Origin of the sequence: Comamonas sp. CMM03, from assembly GCF_019218715.1 — a bacterium.
GTDB lineage: Bacteria > Pseudomonadota > Gammaproteobacteria > Burkholderiales > Burkholderiaceae_C > Comamonas > Comamonas terrigena.
The window spans coordinates 33,228-53,941 of the sequence record NZ_JAHUXB010000001.1 but is presented as its reverse complement, the minus strand read 5'-3'; the positions used below and the strand labels follow the sequence as shown (position 1 = coordinate 53,941).

Below are 20,714 nucleotides of genomic sequence, written 5' to 3'. Positions count from 1 at the left end.
TCAAGGGAATATCAAGTTCACAGGACTGCCATGTTTCAACGCACCGATACCGTCGAGAAAGTCGACCCCGAACTGTTTGCCGCCATCCAGGCTGAAAACCATCGCCAGCAAGAGCACATCGAGCTGATCGCCAGCGAGAACTACTGCTCGCCCGCCGTGATGGAAGCCCAGGGCTCCCAGCTGACCAACAAGTACGCCGAAGGCTACCCCGGCAAGCGCTACTACGGCGGCTGCGAGAACGTGGACGTGGTCGAACAGCTGGCCATCGACCGCATCAAGAAGATCTTTGGCGCTGAAGCCGCCAACGTGCAACCCAATTCCGGCTCCCAGGCCAACCAGGCCGTGCTGATGGCGTTCGCCAAGCCCGGCGACACCATCATGGGCATGAGCCTGGCCGAAGGCGGTCACCTGACCCACGGCATGCCGCTGAACATGTCCGGCAAGTGGTTCAACGTGGTGTCCTACGGCCTGAACGCCGACGAAGCCATCGACTACGACAAGATGGAAGCCCTGGCGCGCGAGCACAAGCCCCGCATCATCATCGCCGGCGCTTCGGCCTACGCCCTGCGCATCGATTTCGAGCGCTTCGCCAAGATCGCCAAGGAAGTCGGCGCCATCTTCTGGGTGGACATGGCCCACTATGCCGGCCTGATCGCCGCTGGTGTGTACCCCAACCCCGTGCCCCACGCCGACGTGGTCACCACCACCACCCACAAGAGCCTGCGCGGCCCCCGTGGCGGCGTGATCCTGATGAAGGCAGAGCACGAGAAGGCCCTGAACAGCGCCATCTTCCCCGGCCTGCAAGGCGGCCCGCTGATGCACGTGATCGCCGGCAAGGCCGTTGCGTTCAAGGAAGCCCTGACCCCCGAGTTCAAGGCCTACCAGGAACAGGTGGTGAAGAACGCCAAGGTGATGGCCGACACGCTGACCGAACGCGGTCTGCGCATCGTCTCCGGTCGCACCGAAAGCCACGTGATGCTGGTGGACCTGCGTGCCAAGGGCATCACCGGCAAGGCTGCCGAAGCCGCGCTGGGTGCAGCCCACATCACCATCAACAAGAACTCCATCCCCAACGACCCGGAAAAGCCGATGGTAACCAGCGGCATCCGCGTGGGCACCCCTGCCATGACCACCCGTGGTTTCAAGGAAGAGGAAGCCCGCATCACCGCCAACCTGGTGGCCGATGTGCTGGAGAACCCCACGGACGAAGCCAACCTGGCTGCCGTGCGCGCCAAGGTGGCCGCACTGACCGCCAAGTTCCCCGTCTACAGCAAGTAAGCGGCTGCCCCGCCGACGGACTGCGCCATGAAGTGCCCTTTCTGCAGCCACCCGGACACCCAGGTCGTCGAGACCCGGGTCTCCGAAGATGGCAGCTTCATTCGCCGCCGTCGGCAGTGCGGGGATTGCGCCAAGCGCTTTACCACCTACGAACGCCCGGATGTGGCCTTCCCCGCGGTGGTGAAGAAGGATGGCCGACGCATAGACTACGACCGCAGCAAGCTGCAGGGTTCGTTCCGCCTGGCGCTGCGCAAGCGCCCGGTGCCGGCGGGCCAGGTGGATGCGGCCATGGAACGCATCGAGGAACAGCTGCTGACCTCGGGTGTGCGCGAGCTGCCTTCCAGCCGCATCGGCGAGCTGGTGATGAACGAGCTCAAGAAGCTGGACAAGGTGGCCTATATCCGCTTTGCCAGCGTCTACCGCAGCTTTGAGGACATCGAGGACTTCAAGCACCTGGTGGACGAAGTGCGCAACTGAAGCCGTTACGCCACCGCGCCCCGACCGGCCGCCCGCCCTGTGCGAGGCGGCTTTTTCTTGCCCGGGCCAGGGCCCGCCCCGGGATTGTTCCGCCGCTGGAACACAGTCTTCCATGCCAAACACCTAGGCAAGGCAGAAAGCCCCACGTAGCATGGCGGACTGCAGCCGCCCGCACGGCGGTCTGCCTGCTCCCATGGATATCGACACCTTCACACTTCGCACCGCCCTCACGCTCTACGCCCCCGGCGTGGTGTTTGCCAATGTGCTGCTGCAGCAACTGGGCCTGCCGGTTCCCGTGCTGCCCACGCTGCTGCTGGCCGGCAGCCTGGCCGCCAGCAGCCCGCGGCTGGCGCTGCTGTGGGGCACGGCCGTGCTCGCCGCCATGCTGGCCGACCGGGTCTGGTATCTGGTGGGACGGCGCTTTGGCACCCGCGTGCTGGCGTGGCTGTGCAAGCTCTCCCTGACGCCCGACAGCTGCATCAGCCAGACCGCCGACCGTTTTGGCCACTGGGGCCCCTGGTCGCTGCTGCTGGCCAAGTTCATCCCCGGTTTTTCGGCCGTGGCCGCCCCCATGGCCGGTGTGCTGCGCATGCCCGTGCCCCGCTTCACCCTGGCCGCGGCCAGTGGTGCCGGGCTGTGGGCCGGCGTGGCACTGGGCCTGGGCTGGCTGCTGCGGCGCCAGGTGGACGCGGCCCTGGCACTGCTGCACACCCATGGCCCGCTGCTGGCCGTGGTGGCCGTGCTGCTGCTGGGCCTGTGGCTGGGCTGGAAGCTGGTGCGCCGCCAGCTGTTTCTGCGCCTGGCCGCCATGCCTTCGGTCACCGCGGCGCAGTGGTGGCAGGCCCAGACCTCGGCCCAGCCGCCGCGCCTGCTGGATCTGCGCGGCCCGGCCCTGATTGCCGAGCTGGGCCCGATCACCGAGGCCCATGCCGTCACCCTGGCCCAGCTGCCGCGGCTGGTGCGCCACTGGCCGCGCGAGACGGCCATCGTCACCCTGTGCGCCTGTCCCCACGATGCCACGGCCGCCCGCGCTGCGCAGCGGCTTCGGCGCCTGGGCTTTGTCCATGCCCGCCACCTGCAAGGCGGCTTCGAGGCCTGGCAGGCGCTGCAGCCCAGCGCCTCCACCCCGGCCTCCACTGCCCCGGTGCTGGCCCCGGCGGCCTCCTGAAATGCACAACGCCCCACGGCGCAGGCCGGTGGGGCGTTGGGAGCAAGCGCGAAAGCCGCTGCCGCAGATTCAGGGTGCTGCGGCCGGGATGGGGTTCAGCGGCAGGCTGACATCGCCGCACTGGGCGCGGTGGCGCAGCGCATGGTCCATCACCACCAGCGCCAGCAGCGCTTCCGCAATCGGTGCCGCGCGGATGCCCACGCAGGGGTCGTGGCGGCCCTTGGTGATGACTTCGGTGCTCTGCCCGTGGATGTCGATGGATTCGCGCGGGCTGATGATGGAGCTGGTGGGCTTGATGGCGATCGCCACTTCCAGATCCTGGCCGGTGCTGATGCCACCCAGCACGCCGCCGGCGTTGTTGGAGCGGAAGCCTTCGGGGCTGAGCGAATCACCGTGCTCGGTGCCGCGCTGGGCCACGCTGGCAAAGCCGGCACCGATTTCCACGCCCTTGACGGCGTTCAGGCCCATCATCACATAGGCGATTTCAGCGTCCAGCTTGTCGTACAGCGGCTCGCCCAGGCCCACCGGCATGCCGGTGGCCTGCACGCGCAGCTTGGCGCCGCAGCTGTCGCCGGCCTTGCGCAGGGCGTCCATATAGTCTTCCAGCGCCTGCACATCGGCCTGCGGGGCGAAGAAGGGGTTGTGGGGCACATGCTCCCAGCTCTCGAAGGCGATGGGCAACTCGCCCAGCTGGGTCATGCAGGCACGGAATTCGGTACCGAACTGTTCCTTGAGCCATTTCTTGGCCACGGCGCCGGCGGCCACCGTGGGCGCCGTCAGGCGGGCCGAGGAACGGCCGCCGCCGCGCGGATCGCGCACGCCGTACTTGTGCCAGTAGGCGTAGTCGGCATGGCCGGGGCGGAAGCTCTCGGAAATGTTCGAGTAGTCCTTGCTGCGCTGGTCGGTGTTGCGAATCAGCAATGCGATCGGGGTACCGGTCGTCACCCCCTGGTAGACGCCGGAGAGGATCTCGACCGCATCGGGCTCGTTGCGCTGCGTCACATGGCGGCTGGTGCCGGGACGGCGGCGGTCCAGCTCGCTCTGGATGTCCGCCTCGCTCAGCTCCATGCCCGGCGGGCAGCCGTCGATCACGCAGCCGATGGCCGGTCCATGGGATTCACCAAAATTGGTAACGGTAAAAATAGTGCCAAGGGTATTGCCGCTCATGGGCGGCGATTATGCCCTTGCATCCGGCGCCCCCCTGGCGAGCATGGGCAGTCCCCCTGAACAGGGTTAGCATGTGCCATCCCGACGCCCTCATTCGCCCGCATGAACCAGCCCTCCGCGCCCGTGCCCGGCCCTGCCCTGCTTCAGCTTCTGGACAGCAGCGACGCCGCCTGGATCGTGACCGACACGCAGTACCGCACCTGCCAGGTCAATGCCGGCTTCGAGCGCCTGTTCGGCTGGAGCGCCCAGGAGGCCATCGGCCAGCGCCCGCTGCAGCTGCTGCAGGCGGATCCGCAGCATGCGCCGCTGCCGGCCCATGTCCAGGAGGCTTTGGACCGCCACGGCCGCTTTTGCGGCGATGTGCAGCTGCTGCACCGCGACGGCCATGCCATCTGGGTGGCGGCGGCCATCAACCGCCTGCCGCAGTCCGGTGAAGCCATGGTGTTCACCGACATCACCTTCTCCAAGCGTTTCGAGGCGCTGCAAAAGCAGGCGCTGGAGGACGCAGCCCATGAGCGTCCGCTGCCGCAGCTGCTGCACAGCCTGTGCCGGGACGTGGAGCGCATCGCCCCTGCGCTGGCAGTGGGCGTGCTGCAGGTGGACGAGCAAGGCTGCCTGCACCCGCTGGCCTGCCCCAGCCTGCCGCGCGCAGCGCTGGAGCGCCTGGACGGCATGCACAGCGCCCCCGACATGGGCGCCTGCAGCGCGGCCGCCTTCCTGGCCCAGCCGGTGACCGATGCCGATCTGCGCCAGGGCCCGCCGCAGCTGCAGGGCCTGCAGCAGAGCCTGGTCGATGCCGGCCTGCTGGCCTGCTGGCCTGCTGGCCTGCTGGGCCTCGCCCATCTTCAACCATGACCGCCAGGTGATCGGCGTGTTCGCCCTGTACTTCCGCGAGCCGCGCAGTCCCAACGCCTTGCACCATCGCATTGCACAGACCTGCATCCACCTGTGCACCGTGGCCATGGAACGCGAGCGTTCGCGCGAACGTATCCACCAGCTGGCCTACTACGACCCGCTGACCCAGTTGCCCAACCGCTGCATGTTCCACCGCAGCGCCACCGACGCCCTGTACGCCGCCCAGGGCCGTGCCGGCGCACTGCTGTTTGTGGACCTGGACCGTTTCAAGCTGGTCAACGACAGCCAGGGCCATGCGGCCGGGGATGCCCTGCTGTGCGAAGTGGCGCAGCGCATCCGCGCTGCGGCCCGCCCCGGCGATGTGCTGGGCCGCCTGTCCAGCGACGAATTCGCGCTGCTGCTGCCCCACTGCAGCGCCGCCGAGGCCGAAACCGTGGCCAGGCGCCTGCTGGAGCGCATTGCCGAGCCCTTCACCATTGGCGATGCCGTGAATATTCCGCACGCCAGCGTGGGCATCTGTGCCTACCCGGAAGACGGCACCGACATCCACACCCTGCTGCGCCATGCCGACCAGGCCATGTACATAGCCAAGCAGCAGGGCCGCCAGCGCTGGCAGCGCTTCACCCCGGCCATCAACCAGTTCACCCAGGACCGCGTGGCCATGGAGCACGCGCTGCGCGCCGCCATGCACAACGGCCAGCTGCAGCTGCACTACCAGCCCCAGGTGCTCAGCAGCCAGCCCGAGCGCCTGCATGGCGTCGAGGCACTGGCCCGCTGGAAGCACCCGGAATGGGGTTATGTCTCGCCGCTGCGTTTCATCGCCGTGGCCGAAGACGCCGGCATGATCCAGGAGTTCACCAGCTGGGTGATGGAATCCGCCTGCCGCCAGCTGGCCGCATGGCGTGCGGACCACGTGGAGGTACCCCAGGTGGCGATCAACCTGTCCACCAAGAACTTCCACGAACCGCAGTTCGCCCAGTCCGTGGCCGATGTGCTGCGCCGCCACGGCCTCACCGCCAAGGACCTGGTGCTGGAGATCACCGAGAGCGTGATGCTGGACGCCAGCCCCGCCACGCTGGCCAATCTGGATGCCCTGCACCGCCTGGGCCTGCAGCTGTCGCTGGACGACTTCGGTACCGGCTACTCCAGCCTGAGCTATCTGCACCGCCTGCCGATTTCCGAGCTGAAACTGGACAAGAGCTTTGTGCAGGACCTGAGCAACAGCGTGGCGGCCGAAGCGCTGATCCGCTCCGTGCTCGGCATTGCCCGCAGCCTGCACATGAAGGTGGTGGGCGAAGGGGTGGAAACCGCCGAGCAGCGCCAGTGGCTGCAGTTGCAGGGCTGCCCGGTGCTGCAGGGCTATCTGTTCTGCCGCCCGCTGGCGCCCGAGGCCCTGGTCACCTGGCTGCGGGGCGGCCATGCCCAGCCCCCCTTGGCAGCTCCCGCGGCACCCGCCACCGCCTACGATCCGGGCATCTGAGCGCGGCACGGCCCGGCAGCGCTCCATTGCAGATACAAAAAAGCCTCCATCCGGAGGCTCTTTTTGCATGGTGGAAACAGGTCTCAGGCCTGGCCCTGGGCCTGCTCGCGTTCGCTTTGCGCATCCGGCCAGTCGCGGATATAGGCCTTGAGCATGGTGTTCTCGAAGTTCTGGCTGTCCACCACGGCCTTGGCCACGTCGTAGAAGCTGATCACGCCCTTGACTTCACCCATCTCCATCACCGGCATGTAACGGGCGTGGCGCTCCAGCATCATGCGGCGCACCTCGTCCATCTCGGTTTCCAGGGTGCAGGTCAGGGGGGCATCGTCCATGGCGCTGCGCACCTGCAGCGTACCGACGGAGCCGCCGTTCTTCACAATGGCCTGGATCACTTCGCGGAAGGTGAGCATGCCGGCCACATCGCCGTGCTCCATCACGACCAGGGAACCGATGTCCTTGTCGGCCATGATTTCCACGGCGCGGGCCAGCGGCTCGTTGGGCGTGACGGAAAACAGGGTGCTACCCTTGACGCGCAGGATGTCGCTCACTTTCATGTTCTGTGTCTCCGATACAGGTGAATGCCATGGCCCACCACGGCAGGCCCTGCGGCGAAATATAGCCGACTCTGCCGCTGCTGCAGGGCTGCGGACCCGCAGGCGTTGCATGCCATCGCCATCCCAGTCGCCCAAGCGCGTGCTTTTTGCGCCACGTCATGCCACCATCGGGGGTTTGACTGCCGCAGGCAGCTTTTTTGACGGCCTGCAGCCGCCTTTTCCGGCCCCGCTGCCCCTTTGACGGAGACACACCATGCCCGGTTACTCAGACCCCGGCTTTGACACCCTGAGCCTGCACGCAGGCGCCCAGCCCGACCCGGCCACCGGCGCACGCGCCGTCCCCATCCATCTGACGACCTCCTTCGTCTTCGAATCCAGCGACCATGCGGCCAGCCTGTTCAACCTAGAGCGCCCGGGCCATGTGTACAGCCGCATCTCCAACCCCACCAATGCCGTGCTGGAGCAGCGCGTCTCGGCACTGGAAGGCGGCGTGGGCGCGATCGCCGTGGCCAGCGGCCAGGCGGCGCTGCACCTGTCGGTTGCGACCCTGATGGGCGCGGGCAGCCACATCGTGGCCAGCACGGCCCTGTACGGCGGCTCGCAGAACCTGCTGCACTACACGCTGGCACGCTTCGGCATCGAGACCACGTTTGTGAAGCCCGGCGACATCGATGGCTGGAAGGCCGCCGTGCGCCCCAACACCAAGCTGTTCTTCGGCGAAACCGTGGGCAACCCCGGCCTGGATGTGCTGGACATTCCCACCGTCAGCCAGATCGCCCACGAAGCCGGCGTGCCGCTGCTGGTGGATTCGACGCTGACTTCGCCCTGGCTGATCAAGCCTTTCGAGCACGGCGCGGACATCGTCTACCACTCGGCCACCAAGTTCCTGTCCGGCCACGGCACGGTGATCGGCGGCGTCGTGGTCGATGGCGGCAGCTTCGACTGGGAAAAGTCGGGCCGCTTCCCCGAGCTGACCCAGCCCTACGACGGCTTCCACAACATGGTGTTCAGCGAGGAGTCCACCACCGGCGCCTTCCTGCTGCGCGCGCGCCGCGAAGGTCTGCGCGACTTCGGCGCCTGCATGAGCCCGCACAGCGCCTGGCTGATCCTGCAGGGCATCGAGACCCTGCCGCTGCGCATGGAACGCCATATGCGCAACACCGAAAAGGTGGTGCAGTTCCTGGCCAGCCACCCGCTGGTCAGCCGCGTGGGCCACCCCATGCTGGAGACCCACTCCTCCCACGCCCTGGCGCGCAAGCTGCTGCCCCGCGGCGCAGGCTCGGTGTTCAGCTTTGACATTGCCGGCAACCGCAACCAGGGCAAGAAATTCATCGAGACGCTGAAGGTCTTCAGCCACCTGGCCAATGTGGGCGACTGCCGCTCGCTGGTGATCCACCCTGCCAGCACCACGCACTTCCGCATGAGCGATGAAGCGCTGGCGCAAGCGGGCATCGGCCAGGGCACGATCCGCCTGTCGATCGGCCTGGAAGATGCCGACGACCTGATCGACGACCTCAAGCGCGCGCTGAAGGCCGCTGAAAAGGCGGCGTGATGGAGATACGGCCATTCGACGCGGCAGATACCGAAGCGGTGGTGCAGCTGTGGAATGACTGCGGCCTGACCCGCCCGTGGAACGATCCCCACCGCGACATTGCGCGCAAGCGCAGCGTGGCGCCCGAGCTGTTCTGCGTCGGCGTGGACGCCGGCGGCCGGCTGATGGCCAGCATCATGATCGGCTATGACGGCCACCGCGGCTGGATCAACTACCTGGCCGTACACCCGGCCCACCAACGCCATGGCCATGCCCGCCGCCTGGTGCAGCACGCCGAGCGGCTGCTGACCGTGCGCGGTTGCCCCAAGCTGAACCTGCAGGTACGCGCAGGCAACGAGGCCGTGATCGCTTTGTACGAAAGCCTGGGTTATGCCGACGACCAGTCGGTCACCCTGGGCAAGCGTTTGATTGCGGACATCTGAGCCCTGCCCCCATTCGGAGAAAACTATGCGAATCCAAGTCCAAGGCGCAGACATCTACGCCTACACCGGCGGCAAGGCCTTTGATGCCGCCAAACCCACCGCCATCTTCATCCACGGCGTGCTCTGCGACCACAGCGTCTGGGCGCTGCAAAGCCGCTACATGGCCAACCACGGCTGGAACGTGCTGGCCCTGGACCTGCCCGGCCACTGCAAGAGCGGCGGCACGCCCCCCCGGTCGGTCGAAGACGCAGCCACCTTCATCGGCCAGCTGATGGACGCGGCCGGATTGCAGCAAGCGGCCCTGGTGGGCCACAGCTGGGGCAGCCTGATTGCCATGGAAGCTGCGGCCCGGCTGCAGGACCGCATCAGCCACCTGGTGCTGGTGGGCACCGCCTTTCCGATGAAGGTCGCGCCGGCGCTGCTGGATTCGGCGCTGAACACGCCAGAGAAGGCCATCGCCATGGTCAACACCTTCTCGCGCGCCACGCTGTCCCCACCCAACGGTGCGGGCAGCTGGGTGTTTGGCGCCGGCATGGCCCTGGGCCGCCGGGTGCTGGCCAGCAATGCCGATGTCAACCTGCTGCACGCCGGCTTCACTGCCTGCGACAGTTATGCCGGCGGCGAAGCCGCCATGGGCGCCATCACCGCGCCGGTGCTGTTTGTGCTGGGCGAGCAGGACCAGATGACCCCGCCCAAGGCCGCCAAGGGCCTGGTCGACGCGGCCAAGGCCGCCGGCAAGACGGTGAAGGTGCAGACGATTCCCAACGGCCACAACCAGATGACGGAATCGCCCGACCCGACGCTGTTCGCCATCCGTGACTTTCTGAAGTAAGCCCGGCCCGGGCCCTGCCTGCGGCGGGCAGGGCCCGGGGGCGGTGCGCAGCCAGGCACGGTGCCGCGGCCAAAAAGCCGTGCACGGTCTGCCACACTGCACGCCATGACCGCTGCCTTTCCCCGTTCCCATCCGCTCGCCGACACCGTGGCGCATGCCACCACCCTTGCGCTGACGAACCTGCAGCCGCGCCGCAGCCTGCATCTGGCCGACAAGCAAGCCGACTGGCAGGAGGCCCTGACCACGCTGCAGCACTTTGCCGCCAGACCGGGCTACCAGGCACCGCTGCAGTTCCAGGCCTACGCGGCGCTGGAGAACTACTGGCAATGGCAGTCTGCAGGGCACACCGCCTGCCGGTTGCTGGTCTATGGCATCGACCTGGGCCTGCCTGCTGCGGCGCTGCGCGCCCTCTACCCCGGTATTGCCGCGCTGTGGTGCGACATGGCCGCCGTGGCCGACCACGCCCGCTACAGCATGGCGCAGGCCACCGATGCCCCTTATGGCGTGCCCGCCCCCCTTGCCGCACGCACGGCGGCCTACCGCGATGCCGTGCTGCTGATGGCACTGGCAGTCCTCCTGGATGTGCCGGACGAGATACCCGCCCTGATGGAGCACGCCCTGGCCTTCGACACCGACCGCCTGCTGGACTACCTGAGCGCGGCGGCGCTGGGTCTGGAGCAGGCCAGCGACGACCTCTTCCACCAGCGCCCCTACGGCGCACTGGCAGCGTTCTTTGACCAGTTGGGCGACGCCCAGCCCGATCCGCTGGTGGACTATCTGCAGTCCCAGTACAGCGACTTCCACCGCCAATCCCCTGCGCGGCAAAAAAAAGGAGCCCCTTGGCTGGGCACCGGCTACTGGGCGCTGGAAGTGGGCGCCCTGTCGGTGCTGTACGGCTGGGACGATGCGGCGCTGCGCGCCTGCCCGCACTACCCGGCCGATCTGGTGGACTTTGCGCGGGACCAGATGGACACGGACGGCCTGTAGCGCGCGGCGCGAGCGCCCTGCAGCCTTAGGCCAGCGGCTGCAGGAACTGCGCAATGCGCGCCACGATGCGTTCGGGTTGTTCGCGGTGCGGCACATGACCGCCTCCGGCCACGATCTCCTGCTCCACCGGCCCCGGCACCCAGCGGGCCAGGTTGCGTGGATGCACCAGCGAGCCGTATTCGTCCTGTTCGCCATGGATGGCCAGCACCGGACAGCGCACCTGCTCCAGAGCCCCCTGCAGGCTGTAGCCGGCAAAGGCCGGCGACAGCCAGGTGTCCACCCAGGCCGACAGCACCCAGGCGGCCTTGTCGCCATGGTATTTGGACAGGCGATCGAGCTGACCGGGCTGGGCAAACTGGTCGCGCGCCACGCGGATGCCTTCCAGCGTGCGGTCCTCGACAAAGGTCTGGGCCGATTCCGTCACCAGCGCCACGCACTGCTTCGGCCAGGCTGCGGCCACATGGGCCGCCATGCCGCCGCCCACGCTGTGGCCCAGCACCACAAAGCCCTCCAGTGCCAGGGCTTGCCGCAGCGCGGCAAAGTCGCCCTGCGCTTCCCGGGCCACGAAGTCAGCCTCCAGCGGGCCCGGAGCTGCATCCGACAGGCCGAAGCCCAGCCGGTCATAGGCCAGTATCACGCGCTGCGTGGCGTTGGCCAGCTGCGCCGGAAAGTCGCGCCACAGCGCCACGGAGCCCAGCGAGTCGTGCAACAGCACGATGGGCGCAGCAGCGACAGCGCCCAGGTCGGATGCCACGGCAACCGGCTGCCAGCGCTGCACCTGCAGCCCGCCACGGGGCGTGGCAATGCGAAAGGATTGGGTGTTTGCGGTCATCACATCTGCACAGAAAAAAGCCACCGCACCCACGCTGCGGCGACCGAATGTCGGGGCCTGTGGTGCACCTGGGCAATGTCCCGCTGGTGCCGCCGGTCGGTCCGCCGTATAAGAAACCCCGGAGCGCCGGGGCGCATGTCCCGTCCACGAACCAGCATAGCCGCTTGCTGGCACAACCAGGAGCCCCACCATGGCCGACACCCCTGCCACACCACCGCCCGGCGTCGTCCCTGCGACCGACACGGGCAGCCCTGCCCCGGCAGTGGACCCGCGCAGCCTGCACCGCTTTGCCGACTTCTATCCGTTCTACCTGTCCGAGCACAGCGACAGCCGCTGCCGGCGCCTGCATTTCCTGGGCTCCAGCCTGGGCCTGCTCTGCCTGGCGGCGGCGCTGTGGTGGCGCCAGCCCTGGTTCGTGTTGCTGGGCCTGGTGCTGGGCTATGCCTGTGCGTGGATCGGCCACTTCGGCTTTGAGCACAACCGACCCGCCAGCTTCAAGCGCCCGCTCTACAGCTTCCTGGGCGACTGGCGCATGTATGCCGATATGTGGCGGGGCAAGGTGCCGTTCTGAGCGCTGCAGCGACCGCGTAGGTTGCGTCAGCCTGTGCGGCAGGCGTACCAGCCTCGGATTCCAGGGAGGCTGTGCGCCCCACCCCTCTTCAGCGGGGTGAATCGCCTCGGAGGCCGCTTCAGGGGGCCGTGGACGGTGTGGTCGACGCGCTGGATGTGGTGGCCACCGCTGCGCTGCCAGGGCCGGGCGCGGGCGTGCCCACTTCATCGCCCGGCAGGTTGCTGGGGATCTGCGGCAACGCCTGGCGCAGCGTCATCTCCTCCCAGCCCGCGCGCTGCCACAGTACGGCCGTGCTGTCGCTGCGCACCAGCAGCAACTGCGACAGCAGCGGCGCCAGCAAGGTGGTGTCGGGGTCGGCCAGCAGAACATAGCGGGGATCGCTCTCTTCCAGGTAGGCCGTGCCGTTATCGGGCATGGCCCCCACCCAGCGCAGGGCGGTCAGCGCCTCCAGCGCCGGCTCCAGCTGCAACCGGTCCACACGCAAGCGCTTGGCCAGGGCCAGACCGGGCATGCCGCGCTGCATCTGTCCGCGCAGCGGCTCCAGCGCCGCCATGACTTCCAGCGCCAGCTCGAAATCCCAGCCCTGGTCGTCGGCCTTGCGCGCCATGCCGGTCAGCAGGCTGGGCAGGTAGGCGGCAATCACCGCCCCCAGCAGAAAGATCACCCAGCACACATAGATCCAGATCAGCAGAATCGGCAGCGTGGCGAAGGTGCCGTAGATGACCGAGTAGGTGGGCACGCTGGCCAGGTAAAGGCCCAGCACCTTCTTGGCCAGCGCCATGCCCAGTGCCACAAACAGCCCGCCGGCCCAGGCGTGGCGCCATTGGACCGGGGTGTTGGGCACAAAGTGGTAGAGCGCGGCCATGGCGGCCGACAGCAGCATGAATTCGACGGAGTTGAAGGCCCACTGCACGGCCGCCGGCAGCTCGGCCACCAGGCCTTTGGACGCCGACAGCACATAGGAGGTGGTGGCAATGCTCACGCCCATCAGCAGCGGCCCCAGCGTCAGCACCGCCCAGTACACCAGCAGACGCTGGCCCAGCGGGCGCAGGCGCTGCACGCGCCAGATATCGTTGAGCGTGCGGTCCATGGTCAGGATCAGGCTGATCACCGTCACCGCCAGAAAGGCCAGACCCACAATCCCCAGCTGGCTGGCCTTGGAGGCGAACTGCATCAGGTAATTCATCACCTGGGCGGCAATCTCTTCGGGGATCAGGTTCTCGATCAGCCAGCGCTGCAGCATGCCCTGCAGCTTGGCAAAACTGGGGAAGGCGGTGAACACCGACAGCAGCACCGTGAAGAACGGCACCAGCGCCAGCAGCGTGGTGAACGTGAGGCTGCTGGCCGTCAGGCCCAGGTGGTCATGGTGGAAACGGCGCTGCAAGGTGGCCAGCGTGTTGCGCCACGGAAAGGTCTGGAGCGTCTGCAGCAGATGGCGCCAACGCATGCGAGCACGGTGAAGGGTCAAGGGCATGGCCCGTATGATGCCAGCCCCATGCAAACTGTCTCCCCACAAGAACCCGGCGGCGCGGTCGCCGCCACCCGCTGGCTTGCCGTTGGCAGCCTGCTGGGCCTGATCGTGCTGAGCGTGGCCTGGGAGCTCTGGCTGGCGCCGCTGCGGCCCGGCGGCTCCTGGCTGGTGCTCAAGGCGCTGCCGCTGTGCATCCCCCTGATCGGCCTGCTAAAGCGCCGCATGTACACCTACCGCTGGGTGAGCCTGGTGGTGTGGCTGTACTTCACCGAAGGCGTGGTACGCGCCTGGAGCGACAAGTCCCCCGGCAACTGGCTGGCCCTGGTGGAAATCGCCCTGTGCCTGCTGCTGTTTGTGGCCTGCGCCGCCCATGTGCGCTGGCGCCAGCGCGCGGCCAAGGCGGCGGCGGCTGCTGCCGCTGCACCGGCATCGGCGTAAAGCCCGTCCACTGCCGACGGGCTCGCCTACAACGGCGCCGGCTCCAGCACCATGCCGGCGTGGCTTGCCAGCGTCTGCACCTGCTGCACCAGGGCCTCGCACAGCAGTTGGGCGGCTGGTGACAGCGCCCGGCGCGGGCGCTGGATCAGCAGCGTGCGGCGCAGGATGTAGGGTGCATCCAGCAGGCGAAACCCCAGATCCCCCATGCCCGGGTGGCGTGCCGTCAGCGCAGGCACGATGGTCACCCCCAGGCCCAGGCGCACGGCTTCGAACAGCAGCGGTGGGTTGGACATGCGCAGCGGCGTCTGCAGCACATTCGCCGGCATGCCCGGCGCTGCCGCCAGCAGCTGGCTGATGGCCGTGTCCGTGGTCAGCCCCACAAACGGCCGCGCGGCGATATCGGCCGCCACCAGGCGCGGGGCCCGCAGCAACGGCTCGTCTTTGCGCGCCACCAGCCCCATCTGATCGCTGACCAGCGGCTGAGTCACCAGCTCGCCCCCGGCCGGGTGGGCGGCGCCCACACCGAAGTCCACCCAGCCGGCCTGCACGCGCTGGGCAATGCCTTCGGCGCTGTCTTCCACCAGGTCCACTTCGATGCCCGGGTACTGGGCATGCAAGGCAGGCAGCACAGGCAACAGCAACACCGCCAGCACCGACGGCGCTGCGGCTATGCGCACCTTGCCGCGCCGGTGGGCAGCCAGGTCGCCCAGGTTCTGTATGCCCTGCTCCAGGGTGTCGAAGGCCTGGCGCACGTCCTGCCAGAACGCCTGACCGGCGCTGGTCAGGCCCACGGTGCGCGTGGTGCGGTCGAACAGGCGCATGCCCACGGCCTCTTCCAGCTGGCGGATGGATTCGGACAGCGCCGACTGGGTGATGCACAGCTCCCGCGCCGCCGGGGCGAAAGCGCCCTGGCGTGCCACTTCGTCAAAGGCGCGCAGCTGGCGCAGGCTGAGATTGTTCGGAAAAACAGGCATAACCAAGCAATTTATTTCGATTGTGGTGAAGTCTGCCATGTTCTACGCTTGCGGCTTCGCGGTTTTCCCACTCCCACACCCCGGTGCCGGGCTTAGGATGCCCCTGTTTTCCCTTTGTGCCGCGACTGCCGCGGCTTTGCCAGCCATGACTTCCATTGATTTGCTCCACACCCTGCGCCAGACCCTTGGTGCCGCCCACGTTCTGACCGACGGCGATCTGACCGCCTATGAACAGGACTGGCGCAAGCGCGTGCGCGGCAAGGCCCTGGCCGTGGTGCGCCCCGGCAGCACGGCGGAAGTGGCGGCCGTGGTCAAGGCCTGCGCTGCCGCGGGCGTGCAGATCGTGCCCCAGGGCGGCAACACCGGCCTGTCGGTGGGCGCCACGCCCGACCAGACCGGCCAGCAGGTGGTGCTGAGCCTCACCCGCATGAACGCGGTGCGCCACATGGACCGCGACAATCTGAGCTTCACCGTCGAAGCCGGCTGTATTCTGCAGAACTTGCAGGATGTGGCGGACAAGGCCGGCCTGCTGTTCCCGCTGTCGCTGGCAGCCGAAGGCAGCTGCACCATTGGCGGCAACCTGGGCACCAACGCCGGCGGCACGCAGGTGGTGCGCTATGGCAATACCCGCGACCTGTGCCTGGGCCTGGAAGTGGTCACGCCCCAGGGCGAGGTCTGGGATGGCCTCAAGGGCCTGCGCAAGGACAACACCGGCTACGACCTGCGCAATCTGTTCATTGGCAGCGAAGGCACGCTGGGCATCATCACCGCGGCCACCATGAAGCTGTTTCCCCTGCCTGCCGCACAGCTGACCGCTTTTGCGGCCGTGCCCAGCATGGAAGCCGCCGTGCGCCTGCTGGGCCTGTCGCACCAGCACCTGGGCGCAGGCCTGACGGGCTTCGAGGTGATGGGCCAGTTTGCCCTGTCCCTGGTGGTCAAGCACATGCCGCAACTGCGCGTGCCGTTTGCCGACATGGGCGACACCGCCCCCTACTGCGTGCTGCTGGAAAACGCCGACAGCGAATCCGAACAGCACGCCCGCGAGCGCTTCGAGCACCTGCTGGAGCTGGCATTCGAAGACGGCTGCGTGCTGGATGCCGTGGTGGCCGAGAGCCTGGCCCAGGCGCACGAGCTGTGGCATGTGCGCGAAAGCATTCCGCTGGCCCAGGCCGAGGAAGGGCTGAACATCAAGCACGACATCTCGATCGCTGCCTCGCGCATTCCCGCGTTCGTGGAACATGCCGATGCGGTGCTGCAGCGCGAAATTCCCGGCGTGCGCCTGGTGAACTTCGGCCACCTGGGCGACGGCAATCTGCACTACAACGTGCAGGTGCCCGAGGGCCAGGACGGCAAGGCGTTTCTGCGCGACAAGGAAGCCCTGGTCAACCACCTGGTCTACGAGGCGGTGGCCGAGTTCGGCGGTTCCTTCTCGGCCGAGCACGGCGTGGGCGCCCTGAAGGCCGACAAGCTGGAGAAGTACCAGTCACCCGTGGCCCTGGGCATGATGCGTGCCATCAAGCACGCGCTGGACCCGCAGGGCATCATGAACCCCGGCGTGGTGCTGGCGCGCGACTGAGCGACTGACCTTCCCGCGCCAGCGCAGCCACCGGGCTGCGTTCCAGCGCCCGGCTTCGCTACACGCTGGAAGCCTGGTTGCGGCGCAGTTCCTGGCGGTTGCTGCGCATGGTGCGCACATCGCGCGGCCAGTTCAGCGTGATGCTGGCGGGGTCGCGCCAGTCGCGCTCCTGGCCGGCATGCACCAGCCACACGCGCAGCGCGTTCTGGGCAGGATCGACCACCACGGCCGCCTGCTCGTCGCCGCCTTCATGCGGCTTGTTGCCGGTGATGTAGAGCAGGTCGCCCTCCTGCACCAGCGGGCCGGAGGTGCCCAGATTGGTGAGCAGCACCGCGTAGTCGTCCCCCAGCAGGCGTTGCAGGCGTTCGGCCAGCGCGCCCTGGCGCAGGTAGTCGGCACGCTCGCCCGGGTAGCTGCCCACCAGCGGGCGCAGGCCGGCCAGCGTGGCCGGCGGGGCCACGGCCGCGCCCCGCTGCGCCGCCGTGGGCAGCGCAGGAGCCGCGTCCTGCGCCACGGGTTTGGGTTGGGTGGGCTCACAGCCCGCCAGCGCCAAGCCCAGCAGCACGGCAGCCAGTGCCGCCTGGGGGCGGGTGCGGTGACAACGGGAGCATGTCATAAGCGTCCTCCTGTGGTGCTGCGCATTCCGGGCTGCGGCCTCTCTCAAAAACCATAGCTACCCGTGCGCTCTGTGTTTGTACCATCCCCATTCTGAATACAAGCTCTTGCCGCATGCGCAGCAAGTTGCAAGCAGATGCAACGACTGGCTTGTCCGGGCTGGACGTGGCGGCTCTGCATCAATGGCACACTGACGCCCTGCTCCCGCCCGCGGGGGTTCACATTTGTAGACGATTCCTTCCGCCATGAGCCCTACCACCTCCTTGTCCCGCCCCGTGCGTTCCCAGTACGAAGACTTCATGCGCCATGTGTATGAACATGGCGTCAGCAAGGGGGACCGCACTGGCACCGGCACGCGCAGCGTGTTCGGCCACCAGATGCGTTTTGACCTGAGCGAAGGCTTTCCCCTGGTCACCACCAAGAAGGTGCACCTGAAATCCATCATCAACGAGCTGCTGTGGTTTCTGCGCGGCGACAGCAACGTGAAATGGCTGCAGGAACGCGGCTGCACCATCTGGGACGAATGGGCGCGCGAAGACGGCAGCCTGGGCCCGGTGTATGGCGTGCAGTGGCGCAGCTGGCCCAAGGCCGATGGCACGCACATCGACCAGATCGCCGAAGTGGTCAAGCAGCTCCAGCACAACCCGGACAGCCGCCGCATCATCGTCAGCGCCTGGAACGTGGCCGATCTGGACCAGATGGCGCTGATGCCCTGCCATGCCTTCTTCCAGTTCTACGTGGCCAACGGCAAGCTCAGCTGCCAGCTCTATCAACGCAGCGCCGACATCTTTCTGGGCGTGCCGTTCAACATCGCCAGCTATGCGCTGCTGACCCATATGCTGGCCCAGCAATGCAATCTGGAGGTGGGCGACTTCATCTGGACCGGCGGCGACTGCCACATCTACAACAACCATTTCGAGCAGGTCGAAACCCAGCTGGCACGCCAGCCCCTGGCCTATCCGACCCTGCACATCAAGCGCAAGCCGGACTCCATCTTCGACTACGCCTACGAGGATTTCGAGGTGGTGGGCTACGAACACCACCCGGCCATCAAGGCACCGGTGGCGGTGTAAGCACGGCAGCCTGGCTGCCGGACACCTTGCCAGCCTCCAGCCTGCCCGTTGCGGCAGGCTTTTTCATTCCCCCGCGGCGCGTGCCAACCCCGCCACAGGCCGCCGCGCCGCACCATCACCGACAATGCCGGCTGCGTGCACCCGCCGCCGCCCGAACCCGCAGAAAGCCACCCCATGTCCTTGACCGTGAACCTGATCTACGCCCGCGCCGCCAATGGCGTCATTGGCAAGGACAACGCCATGCCCTGGCACCTGCCGGAGGATCTGGCGCATTTCAAGGCACTGACCCAGGGTCACCCGGTCATCATGGGCCGCAAGACCTGGGACTCCCTGCCCCCGCGCTTTCGCCCGCTGCCCGGGCGCACCAACATCGTCGTCACCCGCCAGGCGGACTGGCAGCCGGAGCCGGCCAACGACAGCACGCTGCGCGCCGACAGCCTGGACGCCGCGCTGCAGGCCGCTGCCCGCCACGGCGACAGCGTGTGGGTGATGGGCGGCGCACAGATCTACGCCCAGGCCCTGCCCCTGGCCCAGCGCGTGGAAGTGACCATCATCCACCAGGACTTCGACGGCGACGCCCACGCCCCGGTGCTGGATGCCCAATGGACCGAGGCCGCGCGCAGCGACCATGTCAGCGCCAAAGGCCTGGCCTACAGCTTTGTGACCTACACCCGCCAGGGCTGAGCCGGCGCAGCCGCGCACAGCAGCCCACGCCCGGGCAGTGGCACGAAAACCGGCAGTTGTCGCCGTGGTTTCCTACGTGAAAACCCGGTGTCACCTGCAGGATCGCGGTGTCAATCGGATGACGGCACAATGTTATGCTGCATAGCAACATAACCAGAATTTCCATCGCCACCAGCCCGTTCCATGAGCCTGATCCACACTCTCCCATCCGGCCCACTGGATGTCGTGGGCGACATCCATGGGGAGCTGAGCGCCCTGCGCGACCTGCTGCGCCACCTGGGCTACGATCGCTGGGGTGACCACCCCCAAGGCCGCAAGCTGGTATTTGTGGGCGATTTCTGCGACCGCGGCCCCGACAGCCCGGCCGTGCTGGAATGGGTGCAGACCCTGGTGGAACGCGGCAACGCCTGTGCCGCACTGGGCAACCACGAAATCAATCTGCTGCGCGAAGACCCGAAAGACGGTTCGGGCTGGTACTTTGACGTGCGCTACCAGACCGACCAGGTCAAGTACGCACCCTTCAACCGCCCCTCCGATGGCCAGCGCGAGCGCATTGTGGATTTCCTGTCCACGCTGCCGCTGGGCCTGGAGCGCGAGGACCTGCGCATCATCCATGCCGCCTGGGTACAGCCCCAGGTGGATGCGGCGCGTGCCATGCCGGCCGGCCAGGTGCGCCACGAATACGACCGCTGGGAGCTGGAGGCGGCCCGCATCGCCCGCGAGAGCTCGATAGCGGCCCGCATGCAGCAGGAGCGCCGTGACTGGCCCCACAGCCTGGAAGACCGCGAGCATGTGCCGCCCTTCCTGCCCGCACACTCGGAAAACGAGTTGAACAAGGGCATGGTCAACCCCCTGAAGGTGCTGTGTACCGGCGTGGAGCGTGCGGCCGGCACGCCGTTCTTTGCCGGCGGCAAATGGCGCTTTGTGGAACGCGTGGCCTGGTGGAACCAGTACACCGAAGACGTGCCCGTGATTGTGGGCCACTACTGGCGCCGCCTGCACCCGCCGGAAAACCCGGTGCACGGCAAGCAGGAAGAAGAGCTGTTCGGCCACACCGCGCCCACGGCCTGGCATGGCGCCCGGCGCAATGTGTTCTGTGTGGACTATTCGGTGGGCGGGCGCTGGGTCTCCCGCCGTGCAGGCGAGCCGCTGCAGTCGCGCTTCAAGCTGGCGGCGCTGCGCTGGCCCGAGCGCGATCTGGTGTTCGACGACGGTACCGTGCTGCCCACGCTGGCCTTCCAGGACACGGCACAGGCCCTCTGAGCCTGGGCACGGTCAAAGCAAGGCTGTGCCGCAGCGTGCAGCGGAGCGCAGACCGCGACCACGCCGTGCCGCAACAGGCGGCTTTTTTACGCCGGCTTGCCGCTCAGCAGCGCATCGATCAAGGCCAGCTGCCGCAGCGCCGCCTGGTGCTGGGGCACGGTGCGCTGGGTCCATTCATGTTCGGCCAGGGGCTGCACGCTGCACTCGCCGGGCAGCGCGTGGCCGCCGTCGATCAGCGCGTGCAGGCGCGGCACAAACACCCATTGCAGCCATTCTTCGATCTGCAGGGTGTCGTACATGAAGGGCATGGTCGAGGCCATGGCCTGCTCGCTGGGCGGCAGGGCACCCCACAGACCGGCGCTGCGCATCTCGGCTTCGAGCTGCTGCAGCTGGGTGCGCAAGGACTGGTGTTGCGGGGTCAGGGAAGAGCTTGCATTCATGGTGA

The 20,714-nt window shown here is 67.6% G+C and carries 22 protein-coding genes; 15 read left to right on the top strand and 7 right to left on the bottom strand.

The window, feature by feature from the left end; genetic code table 11:
* The first annotated feature begins 30 nt into the window (after window positions 1–30).
* The 3 genes from glyA to KW830_RS00245 all read left to right on the top strand — a co-directional run bounded on the left by glyA (window position 31) and on the right by KW830_RS00245 (window position 2,923).
* Window positions 31–1,278, top strand: coding sequence for a serine hydroxymethyltransferase (gene glyA, locus KW830_RS00255; RefSeq protein WP_218331506.1), 1,248 nt, complete (start codon window positions 31–33; stop codon window positions 1,276–1,278).
* A 27-nt stretch (window positions 1,279–1,305) separates the two neighbouring features.
* On the top strand, window positions 1,306–1,755 hold the full coding sequence (nrdR, locus tag KW830_RS00250; protein ID WP_066533885.1) for a transcriptional regulator NrdR: 450 nt from the start codon (window positions 1,306–1,308) through the stop codon (window positions 1,753–1,755).
* 193 nt (window positions 1,756–1,948) lie between these two features.
* On the top strand, window positions 1,949–2,923 hold the full coding sequence (locus KW830_RS00245) for a VTT domain-containing protein (RefSeq protein ID WP_218331504.1): 975 nt from the start codon (window positions 1,949–1,951) through the stop codon (window positions 2,921–2,923).
* A gap of 69 nt (window positions 2,924–2,992) precedes the next feature.
* Here KW830_RS00245 and aroC read toward each other — a convergent pair whose 3' ends face one another.
* Window positions 2,993–4,090 carry a chorismate synthase gene (gene aroC / locus KW830_RS00240; RefSeq protein WP_066533888.1) on the bottom strand — a complete coding sequence of 366 codons (1,098 nt, stop codon included), beginning with the start codon at window positions 4,088–4,090 and terminating at the stop codon, window positions 2,993–2,995.
* A 102-nt stretch (window positions 4,091–4,192) separates the two neighbouring features.
* On the opposite strand from aroC, the gene KW830_RS21195 reads away from it, so the two are divergent.
* Both KW830_RS21195 and KW830_RS00235 read left to right on the top strand, forming a co-directional pair.
* Complete coding sequence (locus KW830_RS21195) at window positions 4,193–4,945, top strand: PAS domain S-box protein (RefSeq protein ID WP_255578009.1); 753 nt, start codon at window positions 4,193–4,195, stop codon at window positions 4,943–4,945.
* Complete coding sequence (locus tag KW830_RS00235; protein WP_255578008.1) at window positions 4,884–6,425, top strand: bifunctional diguanylate cyclase/phosphodiesterase; 1,542 nt, start codon at window positions 4,884–4,886, stop codon at window positions 6,423–6,425. Before KW830_RS21195 ends, KW830_RS00235 begins: the two co-directional genes overlap by 62 nt.
* An 83-nt stretch (window positions 6,426–6,508) precedes the next feature.
* On the opposite strand, the gene KW830_RS00230 is transcribed toward KW830_RS00235, so the two are convergent.
* Window positions 6,509–6,979 carry a CBS domain-containing protein gene (locus tag KW830_RS00230; protein WP_066533890.1) on the bottom strand — a complete coding sequence of 157 codons (471 nt, stop codon included), beginning with the start codon at window positions 6,977–6,979 and terminating at the stop codon, window positions 6,509–6,511.
* 253 nt (window positions 6,980–7,232) lie between these two features.
* Between KW830_RS00230 and KW830_RS00225 the strand changes: the two genes are divergently transcribed.
* The 4 genes from KW830_RS00225 to KW830_RS00210 all read left to right on the top strand — a co-directional run bounded on the left by KW830_RS00225 (window position 7,233) and on the right by KW830_RS00210 (window position 10,772).
* Complete coding sequence (locus tag KW830_RS00225) at window positions 7,233–8,531, top strand: O-acetylhomoserine aminocarboxypropyltransferase (RefSeq protein WP_066533892.1); 1,299 nt, start codon at window positions 7,233–7,235, stop codon at window positions 8,529–8,531.
* Window positions 8,531–8,953 carry a GNAT family acetyltransferase gene (locus KW830_RS00220; RefSeq protein WP_218331502.1) on the top strand — a complete coding sequence of 141 codons (423 nt, stop codon included), beginning with the start codon at window positions 8,531–8,533 and terminating at the stop codon, window positions 8,951–8,953. Before KW830_RS00225 ends, KW830_RS00220 begins: the two co-directional genes overlap by 1 nt.
* A 25-nt stretch (window positions 8,954–8,978) precedes the next feature.
* Entirely contained in the window at window positions 8,979–9,785 is an 807-nt protein-coding gene (locus KW830_RS00215) for an alpha/beta fold hydrolase (protein ID WP_066533895.1), read from the top strand.
* Between the two features lie 105 nt (window positions 9,786–9,890).
* Window positions 9,891–10,772: a PoNe immunity protein domain-containing protein gene (locus KW830_RS00210; RefSeq protein ID WP_218331500.1), complete on the top strand. Its 882-nt coding sequence runs from the start codon at window positions 9,891–9,893 to the stop codon at window positions 10,770–10,772.
* A 25-nt stretch (window positions 10,773–10,797) separates the two neighbouring features.
* On the opposite strand, the gene KW830_RS00205 is transcribed toward KW830_RS00210, so the two are convergent.
* Window positions 10,798–11,604 (bottom strand): alpha/beta fold hydrolase, encoded by an 807-nt coding sequence (locus KW830_RS00205; protein ID WP_218331498.1) that lies wholly within the window; start codon window positions 11,602–11,604, stop codon window positions 10,798–10,800.
* A 190-nt stretch (window positions 11,605–11,794) separates the two neighbouring features.
* Between KW830_RS00205 and KW830_RS00200 the strand changes: the two genes are divergently transcribed.
* Entirely contained in the window at window positions 11,795–12,175 is a 381-nt protein-coding gene (locus KW830_RS00200) for a DUF962 domain-containing protein (protein WP_218331497.1), read from the top strand.
* Window positions 12,176–12,293: 118 nt separating this feature from the next.
* Here the strand turns inward: KW830_RS00200 and KW830_RS00195 are convergent, their stop codons facing one another.
* Window positions 12,294–13,649, bottom strand: coding sequence for a YhjD/YihY/BrkB family envelope integrity protein (locus KW830_RS00195; protein WP_218331496.1), 1,356 nt, complete (start codon window positions 13,647–13,649; stop codon window positions 12,294–12,296).
* A gap of 21 nt (window positions 13,650–13,670) precedes the next feature.
* On the opposite strand from KW830_RS00195, the gene KW830_RS00190 reads away from it, so the two are divergent.
* Complete coding sequence (locus KW830_RS00190) at window positions 13,671–14,084, top strand: DUF2069 domain-containing protein (RefSeq protein ID WP_066533905.1); 414 nt, start codon at window positions 13,671–13,673, stop codon at window positions 14,082–14,084.
* Window positions 14,085–14,110: 26 nt separating this feature from the next.
* Here KW830_RS00190 and KW830_RS00185 read toward each other — a convergent pair whose 3' ends face one another.
* Complete coding sequence (locus KW830_RS00185; RefSeq protein ID WP_218331495.1) at window positions 14,111–15,058, bottom strand: LysR family transcriptional regulator; 948 nt, start codon at window positions 15,056–15,058, stop codon at window positions 14,111–14,113.
* Window positions 15,059–15,203: 145 nt separating this feature from the next.
* Here KW830_RS00185 and KW830_RS00180 point away from each other — a divergent pair, with 145 nt between their 5' ends.
* Complete coding sequence (locus tag KW830_RS00180; protein ID WP_218331494.1) at window positions 15,204–16,634, top strand: FAD-binding oxidoreductase; 1,431 nt, start codon at window positions 15,204–15,206, stop codon at window positions 16,632–16,634.
* A gap of 58 nt (window positions 16,635–16,692) precedes the next feature.
* Here the strand turns inward: KW830_RS00180 and KW830_RS00175 are convergent, their stop codons facing one another.
* A complete protein-coding gene (locus KW830_RS00175; protein ID WP_083520302.1) occupies window positions 16,693–17,250 on the bottom strand; it encodes a hypothetical protein in 558 nt (185 codons plus the stop codon).
* 244 nt (window positions 17,251–17,494) lie between these two features.
* On the opposite strand from KW830_RS00175, the gene KW830_RS00170 reads away from it, so the two are divergent.
* The 3 genes from KW830_RS00170 (at window position 17,495) to KW830_RS00160 (ending at window position 20,269) form a co-directional block, all read left to right on the top strand.
* Complete coding sequence (locus tag KW830_RS00170) at window positions 17,495–18,322, top strand: thymidylate synthase (RefSeq protein WP_066533908.1); 828 nt, start codon at window positions 17,495–17,497, stop codon at window positions 18,320–18,322.
* A gap of 180 nt (window positions 18,323–18,502) precedes the next feature.
* Window positions 18,503–19,006, top strand: a complete 504-nt coding sequence (locus KW830_RS00165) for a dihydrofolate reductase (RefSeq protein ID WP_218332569.1) — start codon at window positions 18,503–18,505, stop codon at window positions 19,004–19,006.
* A 183-nt stretch (window positions 19,007–19,189) separates the two neighbouring features.
* A complete protein-coding gene (locus KW830_RS00160; RefSeq protein ID WP_066533909.1) occupies window positions 19,190–20,269 on the top strand; it encodes a metallophosphoesterase in 1,080 nt (359 codons plus the stop codon).
* Window positions 20,270–20,355: 86 nt separating this feature from the next.
* Here KW830_RS00160 and KW830_RS00155 read toward each other — a convergent pair whose 3' ends face one another.
* Complete coding sequence (locus KW830_RS00155; protein ID WP_218331493.1) at window positions 20,356–20,709, bottom strand: YqcC family protein; 354 nt, start codon at window positions 20,707–20,709, stop codon at window positions 20,356–20,358.
* Between the last annotated feature and the right edge of the window lie 5 nt (window positions 20,710–20,714).

Coding starts and splice junctions, on each gene's coding strand:
- KW830_RS00225 (WP_066533892.1), top strand. CDS start 7,233: ATGCCCGGTTACTCAGACCCCGGCTTTGACACCCTGAGCCTGCACGCA.
- nrdR (WP_066533885.1), top strand. CDS start 1,306: ATGAAGTGCCCTTTCTGCAGCCACCCGGACACCCAGGTCGTCGAGACC.
- KW830_RS00155 (WP_218331493.1), bottom strand. CDS start 20,709: ATGAATGCAAGCTCTTCCCTGACCCCGCAACACCAGTCCTTGCGCACC.
- KW830_RS00175 (WP_083520302.1), bottom strand. CDS start 17,250: ATGACATGCTCCCGTTGTCACCGCACCCGCCCCCAGGCGGCACTGGCT.
- KW830_RS00220 (WP_218331502.1), top strand. CDS start 8,531: ATGGAGATACGGCCATTCGACGCGGCAGATACCGAAGCGGTGGTGCAG.
- KW830_RS21195 (WP_255578009.1), top strand. CDS start 4,193: ATGAACCAGCCCTCCGCGCCCGTGCCCGGCCCTGCCCTGCTTCAGCTT.
- KW830_RS00200 (WP_218331497.1), top strand. CDS start 11,795: ATGGCCGACACCCCTGCCACACCACCGCCCGGCGTCGTCCCTGCGACC.
- KW830_RS00235 (WP_255578008.1), top strand. CDS start 4,884: ATGCCGGCCTGCTGGCCTGCTGGCCTGCTGGCCTGCTGGGCCTCGCCC.
- glyA (WP_218331506.1), top strand. CDS start 31: ATGTTTCAACGCACCGATACCGTCGAGAAAGTCGACCCCGAACTGTTT.
- KW830_RS00185 (WP_218331495.1), bottom strand. CDS start 15,058: ATGCCTGTTTTTCCGAACAATCTCAGCCTGCGCCAGCTGCGCGCCTTT.
- KW830_RS00190 (WP_066533905.1), top strand. CDS start 13,671: ATGCAAACTGTCTCCCCACAAGAACCCGGCGGCGCGGTCGCCGCCACC.
- KW830_RS00160 (WP_066533909.1), top strand. CDS start 19,190: ATGAGCCTGATCCACACTCTCCCATCCGGCCCACTGGATGTCGTGGGC.
- KW830_RS00205 (WP_218331498.1), bottom strand. CDS start 11,604: ATGACCGCAAACACCCAATCCTTTCGCATTGCCACGCCCCGTGGCGGG.
- aroC (WP_066533888.1), bottom strand. CDS start 4,090: ATGAGCGGCAATACCCTTGGCACTATTTTTACCGTTACCAATTTTGGT.
- KW830_RS00180 (WP_218331494.1), top strand. CDS start 15,204: ATGACTTCCATTGATTTGCTCCACACCCTGCGCCAGACCCTTGGTGCC.
- KW830_RS00170 (WP_066533908.1), top strand. CDS start 17,495: ATGAGCCCTACCACCTCCTTGTCCCGCCCCGTGCGTTCCCAGTACGAA.
- KW830_RS00210 (WP_218331500.1), top strand. CDS start 9,891: ATGACCGCTGCCTTTCCCCGTTCCCATCCGCTCGCCGACACCGTGGCG.
- KW830_RS00215 (WP_066533895.1), top strand. CDS start 8,979: ATGCGAATCCAAGTCCAAGGCGCAGACATCTACGCCTACACCGGCGGC.
- KW830_RS00195 (WP_218331496.1), bottom strand. CDS start 13,649: ATGCCCTTGACCCTTCACCGTGCTCGCATGCGTTGGCGCCATCTGCTG.
- KW830_RS00230 (WP_066533890.1), bottom strand. CDS start 6,979: ATGAAAGTGAGCGACATCCTGCGCGTCAAGGGTAGCACCCTGTTTTCC.
- KW830_RS00245 (WP_218331504.1), top strand. CDS start 1,949: ATGGATATCGACACCTTCACACTTCGCACCGCCCTCACGCTCTACGCC.